Annotated in this window: 14 protein-coding genes; 9 read left to right on the top strand and 5 right to left on the bottom strand. The window is 62.5% G+C overall.

Features of this window, described 5'->3' with window-relative positions; translation table 11 throughout:
- Positions 1-12 precede the first annotated feature (12 nt).
- Positions 13-726: a methyl-accepting chemotaxis protein gene (locus ACZ3GY_RS18740; protein ID WP_463565958.1), complete on the bottom strand. Its 714-nt coding sequence runs from the start codon at positions 724-726 to the stop codon at positions 13-15.
- A gap of 858 nt (positions 727-1,584) precedes the next feature.
- The gene (locus ACZ3GY_RS18735) at positions 1,585-2,160 is read right to left on the bottom strand and encodes a DUF6436 domain-containing protein (protein ID WP_465911525.1); all 576 of its coding nucleotides are present in this window, start codon (positions 2,158-2,160) and stop codon (positions 1,585-1,587) included.
- 165 nt (positions 2,161-2,325) lie between these two features.
- Here ACZ3GY_RS18735 and bipL point away from each other — a divergent pair, with 165 nt between their 5' ends.
- Positions 2,326-3,264, top strand: coding sequence for a phospholipase BipL (gene bipL / locus ACZ3GY_RS18730; protein ID WP_465911523.1), 939 nt, complete (start codon positions 2,326-2,328; stop codon positions 3,262-3,264).
- Here the strand turns inward: bipL and ACZ3GY_RS18725 are convergent.
- Positions 3,258-3,989: a hypothetical protein gene (locus ACZ3GY_RS18725; protein WP_465911522.1), complete on the bottom strand. Its 732-nt coding sequence runs from the start codon at positions 3,987-3,989 to the stop codon at positions 3,258-3,260. The two genes, bipL and ACZ3GY_RS18725, sit on opposite strands and share 7 nt — an antisense overlap.
- Before the next feature lie 82 nt (positions 3,990-4,071).
- On the opposite strand from ACZ3GY_RS18725, the gene ACZ3GY_RS18720 reads away from it, so the two are divergent.
- The gene (locus tag ACZ3GY_RS18720; protein ID WP_465911520.1) at positions 4,072-4,695 is read left to right on the top strand and encodes a 2OG-Fe(II) oxygenase; all 624 of its coding nucleotides are present in this window, start codon (positions 4,072-4,074) and stop codon (positions 4,693-4,695) included.
- A 63-nt stretch (positions 4,696-4,758) separates the two neighbouring features.
- Here ACZ3GY_RS18720 and serA read toward each other — a convergent pair whose 3' ends face one another.
- Positions 4,759-5,988 carry a phosphoglycerate dehydrogenase gene (serA, locus tag ACZ3GY_RS18715; protein ID WP_225837206.1) on the bottom strand — a complete coding sequence of 410 codons (1,230 nt, stop codon included), beginning with the start codon at positions 5,986-5,988 and terminating at the stop codon, positions 4,759-4,761.
- Positions 5,989-6,172: 184 nt separating this feature from the next.
- Here serA and ACZ3GY_RS18710 point away from each other — a divergent pair, with 184 nt between their 5' ends.
- The 5 genes from ACZ3GY_RS18710 (at position 6,173) to ACZ3GY_RS18690 (ending at position 11,010) form a co-directional block, all read left to right on the top strand.
- Positions 6,173-7,564 (top strand): D-2-hydroxyglutarate dehydrogenase, encoded by a 1,392-nt coding sequence (locus ACZ3GY_RS18710; RefSeq protein ID WP_465911518.1) that lies wholly within the window; start codon positions 6,173-6,175, stop codon positions 7,562-7,564.
- A 26-nt stretch (positions 7,565-7,590) separates the two neighbouring features.
- Positions 7,591-8,256, top strand: coding sequence for a fumarylacetoacetate hydrolase family protein (locus tag ACZ3GY_RS18705; RefSeq protein WP_465911517.1), 666 nt, complete (start codon positions 7,591-7,593; stop codon positions 8,254-8,256).
- A gap of 304 nt (positions 8,257-8,560) precedes the next feature.
- A complete protein-coding gene (locus ACZ3GY_RS18700; RefSeq protein ID WP_465911516.1) occupies positions 8,561-8,908 on the top strand; it encodes a NirD/YgiW/YdeI family stress tolerance protein in 348 nt (115 codons plus the stop codon).
- A 98-nt stretch (positions 8,909-9,006) separates the two neighbouring features.
- Positions 9,007-9,927 (top strand): SdiA-regulated domain-containing protein, encoded by a 921-nt coding sequence (locus ACZ3GY_RS18695; RefSeq protein WP_465911515.1) that lies wholly within the window; start codon positions 9,007-9,009, stop codon positions 9,925-9,927.
- A gap of 168 nt (positions 9,928-10,095) precedes the next feature.
- Complete coding sequence (locus ACZ3GY_RS18690) at positions 10,096-11,010, top strand: SdiA-regulated domain-containing protein (protein ID WP_465911514.1); 915 nt, start codon at positions 10,096-10,098, stop codon at positions 11,008-11,010.
- A gap of 36 nt (positions 11,011-11,046) precedes the next feature.
- Here the strand turns inward: ACZ3GY_RS18690 and rpiA are convergent, their stop codons facing one another.
- Positions 11,047-11,718, bottom strand: coding sequence for a ribose-5-phosphate isomerase RpiA (gene rpiA / locus ACZ3GY_RS18685; RefSeq protein ID WP_225837224.1), 672 nt, complete (start codon positions 11,716-11,718; stop codon positions 11,047-11,049).
- Between the two features lie 131 nt (positions 11,719-11,849).
- On the opposite strand from rpiA, the gene ilvA reads away from it, so the two are divergent.
- Together ilvA and ACZ3GY_RS18675 are read left to right on the top strand one after the other, a co-directional pair.
- Positions 11,850-13,364, top strand: a complete 1,515-nt coding sequence (gene ilvA / locus ACZ3GY_RS18680) for a threonine ammonia-lyase, biosynthetic (protein WP_465911847.1) — start codon at positions 11,850-11,852, stop codon at positions 13,362-13,364.
- A gap of 141 nt (positions 13,365-13,505) precedes the next feature.
- Positions 13,506-13,946 (top strand): DUF2269 family protein, encoded by a 441-nt coding sequence (locus ACZ3GY_RS18675; protein ID WP_463562802.1) that lies wholly within the window; start codon positions 13,506-13,508, stop codon positions 13,944-13,946.
- The last annotated feature ends 5 nt before the right edge of the window (positions 13,947-13,951 follow it).

The following is a 13,951-nucleotide window of genomic DNA, read 5'->3' as shown; positions in this document are numbered from 1 at the left end:
CGCCGGCCGCAACTAGGACGTCACGCGGTTCTGGCTGACGTGAAACTGGTCACAAAGACCATTCAGGTGCTCGGCCAGCGAGGCCAGCCGCTGACTGTCGCCGGCCACCTCGCCGGCGTCGCGCGCCGTCTCTCCGGCCACCTGGCGCACCTGTTCGATCAGGCGTGCCACTTCGGCGGTAGCCGCCAGCTGCTCGCGGGTGGAAACGCCAATCGCCTTAATCGCCTCGATGGAGCGGTGCACGTTGTCCAGCAGGGCCACGGTGCGCTGGGTGTGGCCGACGCAGCGGGCCACGCCGGCGTGGCTTTCGGCCATCGCATTCACCGCGTTCGTGGAGCCCTGTTGCAGGCGGGCGATCATGCCCTGGATCTCGCCGGTGGCCTGCTGGGTACGTTGCGCCAATTGGCGCACTTCATCGGCCACTACCGCGAAGCCGCGGCCCTGCTCGCCAGCGCGGGCGGCTTCGATGGCGGCGTTGAGGGCCAGCAGGTTGGTCTGCTCGGCCACCGAGCGAATCACCTCCAGCACCTTGTCGATGGCTCTGGCTTCCTCGGCCAGTTCCTGAACCACGCTGCTGCTGCCATCGATCTGCCGGGCCAGGCTCTGGATCTCGCTCTGTGTATCGGTGATCGCCGAGGCGCCCGCCGCCGCGTCGCGATCGGCCAGGCGTGCGGTCTGAGCAGCTTGTTCAGCGCTGTTGGACACTTCGCCCACGGCCAGGGTCATCTGCTCGATGGCGCCACCCATCTGTGCCGTGGCGCTGAGCAGATCCTCGGCGCACTTGTTCAGCTCGTGGGTGGACTGGCTGAGATGCTGGCTGGTGCTACGCAGCTCATCGCCTGCGCCGACAACCCGGCTGACCAGGTTGTCGAGCAGTGCCAGAAAGCGATTGAAGCGTTGCGCCAGGCGGTCGCTGGAGGTGCTGCGATACGCCAGGTCGACAGGTTCGCCATCGCGCAGCAGGTGCGCGGAGGTGCGTTGCAGGTCTTCGCCTGCTGCCGCTTCACGGGCGCTGTGGCGAGCCAGCACGAGCAGAATGATGGTCTCGGCGATCACATAGGCGGCGTGGATAAACACCACGGGCCAGCCAGCGCCCGCTTGCAGGAGGAACACGCCGCTGCCGTTTTGCTGCAGGGCGAAGAAGCTCAGGTGATGCACGGCGATGGTGCCGGCAGCCAGCAGGATCGGCAACCAGTCCCGATAATAGACCAGGAACGCCAGCAGGACGAATACGCTGAAGTGCATTTCGACCATGCCGTGGCTTTGCTGGATATGCAGCGCCGCCAGGACCATGAACGCCACCGCGATCAGGCAGCGGTAAGGGCGGGTGCCGCCGATCATGGCGTACAGAGCGCTGAGCGCGATGGCAGTGCCGCCGCCGATGATCAGTGCCGCGGCCCAGGTCGAGTGCCAGAACGCCAGGCCGAATGCGTACAGTGTCATCAGCCAGACGACGCAAAGCATCAGGCGGTCGGCCTGGCGATAGAAATTGTTGTGCATGGTTTCCCTTCCGGTTGCTGCTGCGCCCAGAAGTTGTGGCAGAACACGAGGAAAAGCGCAACATCGGCTCTATTTAATGGCCGTTCAGCGCAGTTCTGCCCAATCGCAGAAGCAGCCGCTGGCCAGGTTGTTGTTTGCAACGACTGTCCGGCCAGCGAGCAGCGCGTCGAGTACGGGCTCGACGAAGCTGTTGCCCGAGGTGCAGGTAAAGCCGCTGCTGTAGGGGCCGAAATAGGCCAGTTCGCCGCGCTGATCCCAGATCGCCACGGCCGGGCTGGCTGGCAGGTTGTCGCTGCCGATCAATCCGCTGAGCGGTTGCAGGGCACTCAGACTGGCGGGTAGCTGTCCGTCGGTGCCCGCCTTCTGTACAGCGTGAAAGCTCACGCCACGCGCAGAGTAACGTTCCGTGAGCTCGGCGAGATGCTGCTGATTGCCGACATTGCAGGGGCAGGCCGGATCCCAGAAATGCACCAGGCGAACTTCACCTGATCCGGCCAGCTCTGCAGGCAGGCGCAGCTCTGCGCCTGTGAACAACGTGGTGCGATCACTGAACGGCCGCAGGTAGCGCGCCTCGAACCACCAAAAGGCGACAACCATGGCAACCAGCCAGATCACGGTGACCAGGCAGGCGAGCAGGGTGGTGCGGCGGGAACGGGCCATATGACAGCTTCTGTTAGGTGTGGAGACAGCTTCGAGTTGCACAGTGCTTGAAGCCTGCCACTGCCGAGGCTGGCTTGCCATGAGGCGCTCGGCAGCAGAATATCGCTACTGTACCCGTTGCCCGCTGGGGTGACGCTGCTGTGAATCAAATGAGTCATGCCCCTGATGTCCGATACCTTTCAGCCCGAATCCCTGGTCGCCAGCCTGCGCCCTCTGGCCAGTGCGGCGCCGCTGTCGCCTGCGGAGCTCGTCTATCGGCAGTTCTACGGCTTCGTGCCGCAGGACGCGGTAGAAACGCGGCTGGGCTGGTTCGAGGTGGGCGGCTATCGCATCGCAGCGCAGGTCTGGAAACCCGTCGCGCCGCGCGCAACCTTGCTGCTCCTGCACGGCTATTACGATCACAGCGGGCTGTATCGCCACGTGATTCAGTGGGGCCTGGAGATGGGCTTTGCCGTGCTTGCCGTGGACTTGCCTGGGCATGGGTTGTCCAGCGGGCTGCGCGCCAGCATCAATGATTTCGCTGAATATCAGGCGGTGCTGCGCGCGGCACTGCAACAGGCCGAGGCTCTGGAACTGCCGGAGCCCTGGCACCTGTGCGGACAAAGCACCGGTGGGGCGATCCTGATCGACTACCTGCTCAACGACAAGCCGCTGGCCGCGGTGGGTGAGACCATCCTGCTGGCGCCGCTGGTACGGCCGCGCCGCTGGAACTGGTCGCAACTCAGCTATCGCCTGCTGCGCCGTTTCGTTCAGGAGATTCCACGGCGTTTCAGTGAAAATTCCAGTGACCTGGAATTTCTCGACTTTCTGCGCAACCGCGACCCCTTGCAGCCCAAGGTGGTGCCGACTGTCTGGGTTGGTGCGCTGAGCCAGTGGGTGCCGCGTATCGAGCAGGCGCAGCGCAGTACGCGCAGCCCGCTGATCATTCAGGGCGAGGCAGACATGACGGTGGACTGGCGGCACAACCTCGGCGTGCTGGAGAATAAGTTCAGTGCGCCGCGCATCCTGCGCCTGCCTGAAGCCCGACACCACCTTGCCAATGAGTCGGCGCCGCTGCGTCAGCGCTACTTCGATTATCTGGGCGAGCAGTTGAGCGCTTACTGACCAACCGCCAGGCCAGCGCGAATTGCCGCTAGCGCGGCCTTGTAGTACGCCGCGCCTTCACTGGATTGGGCGAACGTGACGAACTCTTCCAGCTCTGGGTCTGAAAGCCCGCGGTAGACGTGCAGCAGCGTGTTATCCAGATCCTTGTCGATCTGTGCCATCAGACGCTGACGTTGGCCGTCGAGTAGGCCTTGGGCGGCGCCTGCGCCAAGCAGCCCGGGAATCATCTGGCTTAGGCTGTCGGCAGCGACACCGGCCAGGGCCAGGCTGATTTCCGCGCCCGACTCGCTGGCCGGCAGCGCCTGAGCCAGGTGGCGTATCAACAAGCGGCGGGTGGCGTCTGCCTCGCTGAGCGGCAAGCCGTCGGCGTACTTGGCCAATTGATCCGGGCGAGTGGCGAGCAGCTCCGCCTCGACGATCTTGCGGCCCAGAGGGGATTCGAAGAAGTGCAGGGCTGGGGTCGGATCGGCCAGGTTCTCGCGCAGGCTGCTTTCTGCACGCTGATCCATGGCGCTGGCCGCGAAACGCTGATTGCTGTTGCTCACCAGCGCTTGATAAACCGCGGGCGGCAGGCTGTTGCGGTAGCGGGCCTGGGCGGCGCTGAGGGCATCGCTGAAGTGCGCACGTTGCTGCGGCCAGCCGGCTTTCTCATACAACTCGGCATGGGGCTCGGCCAGAGCGGGAAGGCTCAGGAGCAACAACAAGAAACAACACAACGCACGCATAAGGACTCCTGTCTGGGGCGGCTATTTTCGGCAGCTGGGTGGCACTTGTCGAGGTGTAGTCGACACAGGGTAGAATCCGCTCATGACGACCGAAATCACCGACTCGCTGCTGAACCGCATCATCGATGACCTTGCCGAGTTCGGTTGGTCGTTGCAAGCGCAGTTCGCCTCCCCAGCTTTGACTCAGCAACTGGCCGACGAGTGCCGCCAACGTATCGCTCTGGGCACGCTGGCGCCTGCTGGTACCGGTCGTGGTCACGCGGTTGCGGTACGTGAGGGCACCCGCGGTGATCATATCCAGTGGCTCGAGGCTGGGCAGTCGCCGGCCTGCGATGGTTACCTGCAGTTGCTCGACGAACTGCGTGTCGTGCTCAACCAGAGTCTCTATCTCGGGCTGGTGGACTACGAGAGTCACTTCGCCTTCTACCCGCCGGGGACGTTCTATCTCAAGCACCTGGATCGCTTTCTCGACGAGGATCGCCGAGCGGTTTCTGCCGTGCTTTATCTCAACGACGACTGGTTGCCGGAGGAGGGCGGTGCGTTGCGACTATACCTGGCCGATGGCGAGGTGCGTGATGTCTGGCCTCAGGCCGGCGCACTGGTCGTCTTCCTGTCTGCCGATGTACCCCACGAAGTGCTGCCCGCCAGCCGTGATCGACTGTCACTGACCGGCTGGTTTCGCCGCCGTGGTGACGGCCCGCTCTGACGTCAGCGACTGCCGGAAACGAAAAGGGAGGCCGAGGCCTCCCTTTTCATTGCGCCTAGGTTCTTAGAACAGAACGCGGCTGCGGATGGTACCGTTGACGTGCTGCAGCTTCTCCAGCGCCAGATCCGAGTATTCGGCGTCGACGTCGATGACCACGTAACCGACCTTCTCGTTGGTCTGCAGGTACTGACCGGAGATGTTGATGCCGTTGTCGGCGAACACCTTGTTGATCTCGCTCATCACGCCCGGAACGTTGGCGTGGATGTGCAGCAGACGGTGCTTGCCCGCGTGTGCTGGCAGGGCCACTTCCGGGAAGTTGACCGAGGATACCGAGGTACCGTTGTCGCTGTACTTGACCAGCTTCTCGGCCACTTCCAGGCCGATGTTGGCCTGGGCTTCGGCGGTGGAGCCGCCGATGTGCGGCGTCAGGATCACGCGATCCAGGCCACGTAGCGGGCTTTCGAATACGTCGTCGTTGGACTTTGGCTCGACCGGGAACACGTCGATGGCCGCGCCGATCAGGTGTTCGTCCTTGATCGCCGCAGCCAGGTGATCGAGCTCGACCACGGTGCCACGGGCGGCGTTGATCAGAATGCCGCCCTTCTTGATGGCGCGAATTTCCTTCTCGCCGATCATCCACTGAGTGGATGCCAGCTCCGGCACGTGCAGCGAAACGATGTCGCACATGCCCAGCAGGTCATGCAGTTTGCCGATCTGCGTGGCGTTACCCAGCGGCAGCTTGGTTACCACGTCGTAGAAGAACACCTGCATGCCCAGGGCTTCGGCAAGTACCGACAGTTGGGTGCCGATGGAGCCGTAACCGACGATGCCCAGCTTCTTGCCGCGGATTTCGAACGAGTTGGCGGCCGACTTGATCCAGCCGCCACGGTGGCAGGAGGCGTTCTTCTCGGGGATGCCGCGCAGCAGCAGGATGGCCTGGGCCAGCACCAGCTCGGCGACCGAGCGGGTGTTGGAGTACGGCGCGTTGAACACGGCGATACCGCGTTCACGGGCGGCGTTCAGGTCGACCTGATTGGTGCCGATGCAGAAGCAGCCGACGGCGACCAGTTTCTTCGCACAGTCGAAGACCTCTTCGGTCAGCTGGGTGCGCGAGCGGATGCCGATGAAATGCGCGTCGGCGATCTTGGCCTTCAGCTCCTCGCCGGACAGCGCGGTCTTGAGGTACTCGATGTTGGTGTAACCGGACGCCTTCAGGGTATCCACTGCATTCTGGTGGACGCCTTCGAGAAGAAGGAACTTGATCTTGCTCTTGTCGAGAGAGGTCGTGCTCATCGGAGTACCTGTTGCCCCACTAAATTTAAGTGTCAGGAGAAGTATCGGCGCTGCCGCCAATGGGCCTGCAGATCGCGGCGAAGCGTGATTTGCGGGGGGCATATGCTAGCATGGCTTCCCTTTTCCTTGCTCGGTTGCGACCTGAACGGTTCTCAGGGCGACCATGAATGTTTCGAGAGTTGAAATGACCGATCACCTGCTGATTGAAGAACTCAAAACCCTGGTCGAGCCCGGTAAGGTGCTGACCGACGCCGCCTCCCTGGAAACCTACGGTAAGGACTGGACCAAGCACTACGCGCCAGCCCCGAGCGCGATCGTCTTCCCCAAGACGATCGAGCAGGTGCAGGCCATCGTGCGCTGGGCCAACACCCACAAGATTGCCCTGGTGCCCTCGGGTGGTCGTACCGGCCTGTCGGCAGCGGCAGTCGCGGCCAATGGCGAAGTGGTGGTGTCGTTCGACTACATGAACCAGATCCTCGACTTCAACGAGTCCAACCGCACCGTGGTCTGCCAGCCAGGCGTGGTCACCGGCGCGCTGCAGCAGTTCGCCGAGGACAAGGGCCTTTATTACCCGGTGGATTTCGCCTCCGCCGGCTCTAGCCAGATTGGCGGCAACATCGGCACCAACGCCGGTGGCATCAAGGTGATCCGCTATGGGCTGACCCGTAACTGGGTCGCTGGCCTGAAAGTGGTCACCGGTACCGGTGAGCTGCTCGAGCTGAACAAAGACCTGATCAAGAACGCCACCGGCTATGACCTGCGTCAGCTGTTCATCGGCGCCGAAGGCACCCTGGGCTTTGTGGTCGAGGCGACCATGCGTCTGGATCGTGCTCCGCGCAACCTCACCGCCATGGTGCTCGGCACGCCGGATTTCGATTCGATCATGCCGGTGCTGCATGCCTTTCACGGCAAGCTCGACCTCACCGCCTTCGAGTTCTTCTCCGACAAGTGCCTGGACAAGATCCTCGGCCGTGGCGACATTCCGGCTCCTTTCGAAAGCCGCACGCCGTTCTACGCCCTGCTGGAATTCGAAGCCGTCAATGAAGACGTCGCCAACGCTGCCCTGGCGACCTTCGAGCATTGCGTTGAACAGGGCTGGGTGCTCGATGGCGTGATGAGCCAGAGTGAGCAGCAGTTGCAGAACCTGTGGAAACTGCGCGAGTACATCTCCGAGACCATCAGCCACTGGACGCCTTACAAGAACGACATCTCGGTGACGGTCAGCCAGGTGCCGGCGTTCCTCGCCGATATCGACACCATCGTGTCCGGCAGCTACCCCGATTTCGAAGTGCTCTGGTACGGCCACATTGGCGACGGCAACCTGCACCTGAACATCCTCAAGCCCGACGCACTGAGCAAGGAAGACTTCTTCGCCAAGTGCGCGACCGTCAACAAGTGGGTGTTCGAGACCGTCGAGAAATACAACGGCTCGATCTCTGCCGAGCACGGCGTGGGCATGACCAAGCGTGATTATCTGGAGTACAGCCGCTCGCCGGCAGAAATCGCTTACATGCGAGCGGTCAAGGCGGTCTTCGACCCCAACGGCATAATGAACCCGGGCAAGATCTTCAACTGATCCCAGGCATAACAAAAGGAGCGACCATGAGCTACCAGCACCAGTATATCGATGGCACCCGTATCCACTTCCCGATGGGCAAAGTGGTCTGTGTAGGCCGCAATTACGCCGAGCATGCCAAGGAACTCAACAACCCGCTGCCGACCGAGCCGATGCTGTTCATCAAGCCCGGCAGCTGCGTGGTGCCGCTCGAAGGTGGCTTCAGCATCCCGGAAGATCGCGGCTCGGTGCACTACGAAGTGGAAATCGCCGTGCTGATCGGCAAGCCGTTGTCGCGTAAACCGAGTGACGAGGAAGTGCTGGACGCCATCTCTGGTTTCGCCCCCGCTCTGGATCTGACCCTGCGCGACGTGCAGAACAAGCTCAAGGGGCAAGGCCATCCGTGGGAGCCGGCCAAGTCGTTCGATGGCGCCTGCGTGCTGGCGCCTTTCGTGCCGGGTGACGCGGTCGAAGACCTGGCTGCTATCGGCATCCGCCTGACCATCAACGGCGAAGTGCGCCAGGATGGCATCAGCGGCGACATGATCTTCGCGATCCTGCCGGTGATCCAGGAAATGGCTGGCCACTTCAACCTGCAGCCTGGCGACGTGATCCTCACGGGCACCCCCGCTGGCGTCGGCCCGCTGCACAAGGGTGATGAGCTCGTGCTGGATCTGGTCGGCCACTCCAGCTTCGCCAGCCGGGTCATCTGACACAGCGATTGCCTTGAATGTGGTGCCTGTCGTTCGATTTGGTGGGCTGAAGCCCACCCTACGACAGAGCGCCATGGGGCTGCAGGGTGGGCTTCAGCCCACCAACTGGTCGCGTTACCTATCCACCTTCCAGGCGGCATTCCCACGCTCCAGCGTGAGGAACGATCTGAAAGAGCACGCTTGTGTTGGGTTTCAGCTTGAAGCTTGTCGCTGCTCTTTAAGCTTCACTTAAGCCGGCTTTAAGCCTGGCTTCAGCTAGTCGACTTAACCTGACCCCGTCATCTACAGATAGAGGGTCACACCCATGAAAGCTCCCGCACTCGCACTGCTGCTCGTTCCACTGTTCTCTTCCGCTGCCATGGCCGCCGGCTACACCGGTCCGGGTCAGGTCGCTCAGGTCACCACTGTCGAACAGGCGCTGAAAGCCGACGACGACACCCCGGTGGTACTGCAGGGCCAGATCGTCAAGCGTCTGCAAGACGAACTTTATGAGTTCAAGGACGCCACCGGCACTATCCACGTTGAAATCGACGACGAAGACTGGCCGCCGCAAGCCATCTCCGAGAAGGCCAACGTCAAGCTGACTGGTGAAGTCGACAAGGATCTGACCAGCCGCGAAATCGACGTCGATATCGTTGAACTGGTGAAATAAGGCACGCGCTGTTAGCGTCCACTACCGCACTGAATGGCCGCCTCTCGGAGTACCGAGGGGCGGCGTTGTCGTTTTTGCTGATGGATATGTGAGCCACCATGCGTCGTCTGATTTCGATCAAAGGATTATTCCTGCTGTTGATGCTCGTTGTGCTGGCCGCGCTGGCCATCACGAGCCAGCAATTTCGCCTGTTTGAACGGGCCTGGTTCAATGTCAGCCAGCCCGCCGAGGCGCCCTCGCATTCGCTGTGGCTGAGCGACTACAAGGTGGTGATCGAGGCGCAGCGCATCGAGGGACTGGAGGACGACGTTTCGGCGCTGACCTACGACCCGGATCGCCAGAGCCTGTTCACCGTGACCAACCAGCACCCCAAGCTGATCGAGCTGTCCCTCGACGGTAGGGTGCTGCGGCAGATCGAGCTGGTCGGTTTCGGTGATCCCGAAGCTGTGGAATACGTGGCGCCTGGGCGTTTCGTGATCGCCGACGAGCGCACGCAGCGGCTGGTCAAGATCCGCGTCGACGACACCACCACCTCCATCGATGCCGCCGACGGTCAGCAGATGTCGCTGGGCCTGGAGATGGGCAGCAAGAACAAGGGCTTCGAGGGGTTGGCTTACGACTTGAAAGGGCAGCGCCTGTTCGTCGCCAAGGAGCGTGATCCGATGCGAATCTACGAGGTACATGGCTTCCCCAACCTCGACCCGGCCGCGCCCAATCCGGTGCAGATCCGCGATGACCGAAAACGTGATGCTGGCATCTTCGTGCGTGATCTTTCCAGCCTGCATTACGACAACCTCACCGGCCATTTGCTGGCGTTGTCGGATGAGTCGCGGCTGGTCGTCGAGCTGGGCGAGGACGGCAAGCCGATCAGCAGCCTGTCGTTACTGCAGGGTCAGCAGGGCCTCAAGAAGTCAGTACCGCAGGCGGAAGGCATCACCATGGATGATCACGGTGTGCTCTACCTGACCAGCGAGCCCAATCTCTTCTACGTCTTCAGCAAGGACAGCAAGAGCGACTGAGCCAGGTGTCGTGCGGCGAGAATCGGCCAGCTTGCGATAGAGCTGCCGGGCTCGCCGCGCTGGTGAAGTGACGCGAGGGCTGTTAGCTTCGCCGATCTCAAATGCTCGCCTCCGCGTGGTTACCCAGAGGCAGCGCGGTTTTTCCCGCCGATGGACAAGTGAACCGATATGCGTCGTCTGTTTTCCTTCAAGGCATTGCTGGTGCTGTTCATACTCATCGCGGCCTCGCTGCTGGCTGTCTGGGGTCAGGAGTTCCGGGTCTTCGAACGGGCCTGGTTCAATGTGCAGCAGCCCGACGACGCGCCGGCCAACGCGCTGTGGCTCGATGGTTATGAGGTAACCTTGGAAGCACAGGTGATCGACGGTCTGGACGACGATGTGTCGGCACTGACCTACGATCCGCTGCGCAAGAGCCTGTTCACCGTCACCAACCAGAACTCGCGGCTGATCGAGCTTTCGCTGGACGGCAAGGTGCTGCGAGAGATCGAGCTGGTCGGTTTCGGTGATCCGGAGGCGGTGGAATATGTGGCTCCGGGGATCTTCGTGATCGCCGACGAGCGCCCGCAGCGTCTGGTCGAAGTGCGTATCGACGACACCACTACCCGTGTCGACGCTGCCGATGGTCAGCAGCTGTCGCTGGGCCTGGAGATGGAGGCCAAGAACAAAGGCTTCGAAGGCCTGGCCTACGACTTGGCGGGCAAGCGCCTGTTCGTCGCCAAGGAGCGCGATCCACTGCGCATCTACGAGGTGCATGGCTTTCCCCATCTCGACCCGAGCAAGCCGTCGGCGATCCGCATCATCGATGACCGCCAGCGTGACGAGGGGCTGTTCGTGCGCGATCTGTCCAGCCTGCAATACGTCGCCGGTAGCGGGCACCTCCTCGCGCTCTCCGATGACTCGCGCTTGCTGGTTGAGATGAATACTCAGGGCGAACCGGTCAGTAGCCTGTCGCTGGTTGGTGGGCAACAGGGGCTCAAGGAATCCGTGCCTCAGGCCGAGGGTATCGCCATGGACGAGAATGGTGTGATCTACATGATCAGCGAGCCCAATCTCTTCTACATCTTCAGCAAAAAGGCCGAGTGACTGCTCACCCGGCCTTTTCGGTAGCGCCTGCGATAATCAGCGCTGCAGCGATTTCACGCCTTCGGCGGTGCCGAGCAGCAGCAGGTCGGCCGGGCGCGCGGCGAACAGGCCGTTGGTGACCACGCCGACGATGGCGTTGATGTCCGCTTCCAGTTTCACCGGGTCGGTGATGCTCATGTTGTGCACATCGAGGATCACATTGCCGTTGTCGGTCAGCACGCCTTCGCGGTAGACCGGGTCGCCGCCCAGTTTGACCAGCTCACGGGCCACGTGGCTGCGGGCCATGGGGATCACTTCCACCGGCAGTGGGAAGGCGCCGAGCACCGGCACCAGCTTGCTGCCGTCGGCGATGCAGATGAAGGTGCGCGCCACGGCGGCGACGATCTTCTCGCGGGTCAGCGCTGCGCCGCCGCCCTTGATCAGGTTCAGGCGCTCGTCACTCTCGTCAGCGCCGTCGACGTAGAACTCCAGGTCGCTGACGGTATTGAGTTCGTACACCGGAATGCCATGGCCCTTGAGGCGCGCGGCAGTGGCTTCGGAGCTGGCTACGGCGCCGTCGAAGTCCAGTTTGTGCTTGGCCAGGGCGTCGATGAAGCAGTTGGCCGTGGAGCCGGTGCCGACCCCAACGACGCTCTTGGCGTCGAGCTTGGGAAGGATGAAGTCGACGGCGGCCTGAGCCACGGCTTGTTTGAGCTGATCCTGGGTCATGCGGGTTCCACAAGAGAGAAGGAAACGAGGCGCTGATTATAGCCGGCAAAACCCCGGAATTCGTATGGTCGCTCGGCGGATGGCTGCGTTAGACTCCGGGGTTCCCCATGAAGCCGCCTGCGATGCCTGCCATGCTCGAACAGTACGTCAAGAAGACCCTGACCTCCCGTGTCTATGACGTTGCCGTGGAAACCCCGCTGCAACCCGCTCGCCAACTCTCCGAACGCCTGGGCAATCAGATTCTGCTCAAGCGCGAGGATCTGCAGCCGGTTTACTCGTTCAAGATTCGTGGCGCCTACAACAAACTGGCGCAGCTCACCCCTGAAGAGCTGGCCCGCGGCGTGGTGACCGCGTCGGCCGGTAACCACGCCCAGGGCCTGGCGCTGGCCGCCAAGCACATGGGCGTGAAGGCGACCATCGTCATGCCGCGCACTACGCCTGAGCTCAAGGTGCAGGGTGTGCGTTCCCGTGGCGGCAAGGTGGTGCTGCACGGCGACGCCTTTCCCGAAGCCTTGGCGCATTCGCTGAAGCTGGTCGAGGAAAAGGGCCTGGTATACGTGCACCCCTACGACGATCCCCATGTGATCGCCGGCCAGGGCACCGTGGCGATGGAGATCCTCCGTCAGCATCAGGGCCCGCTGCACGCGATCTTCGTTCCGGTCGGCGGCGGTGGGTTGATCGCCGGCATCGCCGCCTACGTCAAATACCTGCGTCCGGAGACCAAGATTATCGGCGTCGAGCCGGATGACTCCAACTGCCTGCAACAGGCCTTGGCCGCAGGCGAACGCGTTGTTCTGCCGCAAGTCGGGTTGTTCGCCGACGGCGTGGCAGTGGCGCAGATCGGTCAGCACACCTTCGATATCTGCAAGCTGTGCGTCGATGAAGTGATCACCGTCAGCACCGACGAGATCTGTGCGGCGATCAAGGACATCTACGACGACACCCGCTCAATCACCGAGCCCGCCGGCGCCCTGGCAGTGGCCGGGATCAAGAAGTACGTCGAGCGTGAAAACGCCACCGGCCAGGTGCTGGTGGGCATCGATTCCGGCGCCAACGTCAACTTCGACCGCCTGCGCCATGTGGCGGAACGGGCAGAGCTGGGTGAAAAACGCGAAGCGATCATCGCCGTGACCATTCCGGAGAAGCCGGGCAGCTTCAAGGCCTTCTGCGAAGCGATCGGCAAACGGCAGATCACCGAATTCAACTATCGCTACCACCAGGATGGCGAGGCGCACATCTTCGTCGGCGTGCAGACCCATCCGGAGAACGACCCCCGTGCAGCGCTGGTGGAGAATCTGCGTGGCCAGGGCTTCCCGGTGCTCGATCTGACCGACAACGAACTGGCCAAACTGCACATCCGCCACACCGTCGGCGGGCATGCCGCAGCCGTGCCGGACGAATGCGTGTTCCGTTTCGAGTTCCCGGAGCGGCCGGGTGCGCTGTTCAACTTCCTCAACAAGCTGGGTGGGCGCTGGAACATCACGCTGTTCCATTACCGCAACCATGGCGCCGCCGACGGTCGCGTGCTGGCTGCCCTGCAGGTGCCGGAAGACGAGCGCCATCTGCTCGCGCCGGCGCTGGATGCGATCGGCTATCCGTATTGGGATGAAAGCGACAATCCGGCCTATAAGCTGTTTCTTGGCTAGTTGCTTCAGCCAGAACAGGCGCAGACGATTTTCCCGGGTATTGCGCTGCTCCACCCAGGCTACGGAAGTTCCTACCGGTAGCCTGGCGTTGAGCGCAGCGATACCCGGGGCCTATATCTATAAACGCTGAAGGAAACCGTGATGGAACATTACCTGCTGCTGCGCATCCTCCACAGCGTGCCTGGCATCTTGCTGCTGCTCGGCGTGCTGGCCCATGCCTTCATGCTCTGGAAGGCCTGGCGCAATGGCGACAGTGCCGTCCTGCAACGCAAGCTGCAGCGCACCCGTACCATCAGCCTGCCGGTGTTCGCCGTGCTGGCGCTGAGCCTGCCGGTGACCGGCTGGTGGATGGTCAACCTGGCCGGTTGGCCGCTGAGTCAGACCTGGCTGCTGCTGGGTAGCATTCTCTTCGCGGTGCTAATGATCGTCGGCCTGCTGCTGCTCGGTCGTCTCGGTGCCTGGCAGGCTCAGGCCGGCGGCACGGTATCAGCCAGGTCGCTGCGTTTCGTGATGGCCTATGCCGCGCTGATCGTGGTGCTGCTGGTGGTGATCATGGCGGTGATGGGCGCCAAGCCCGTCTAAGAACC

This window comes from Pseudomonas sp. PME37.24/006 (assembly GCF_055556635.1).
The sequence above is the reverse complement of the archived record's forward strand: the minus strand, read 5'-3'. Positions and strand labels throughout refer to the sequence as shown.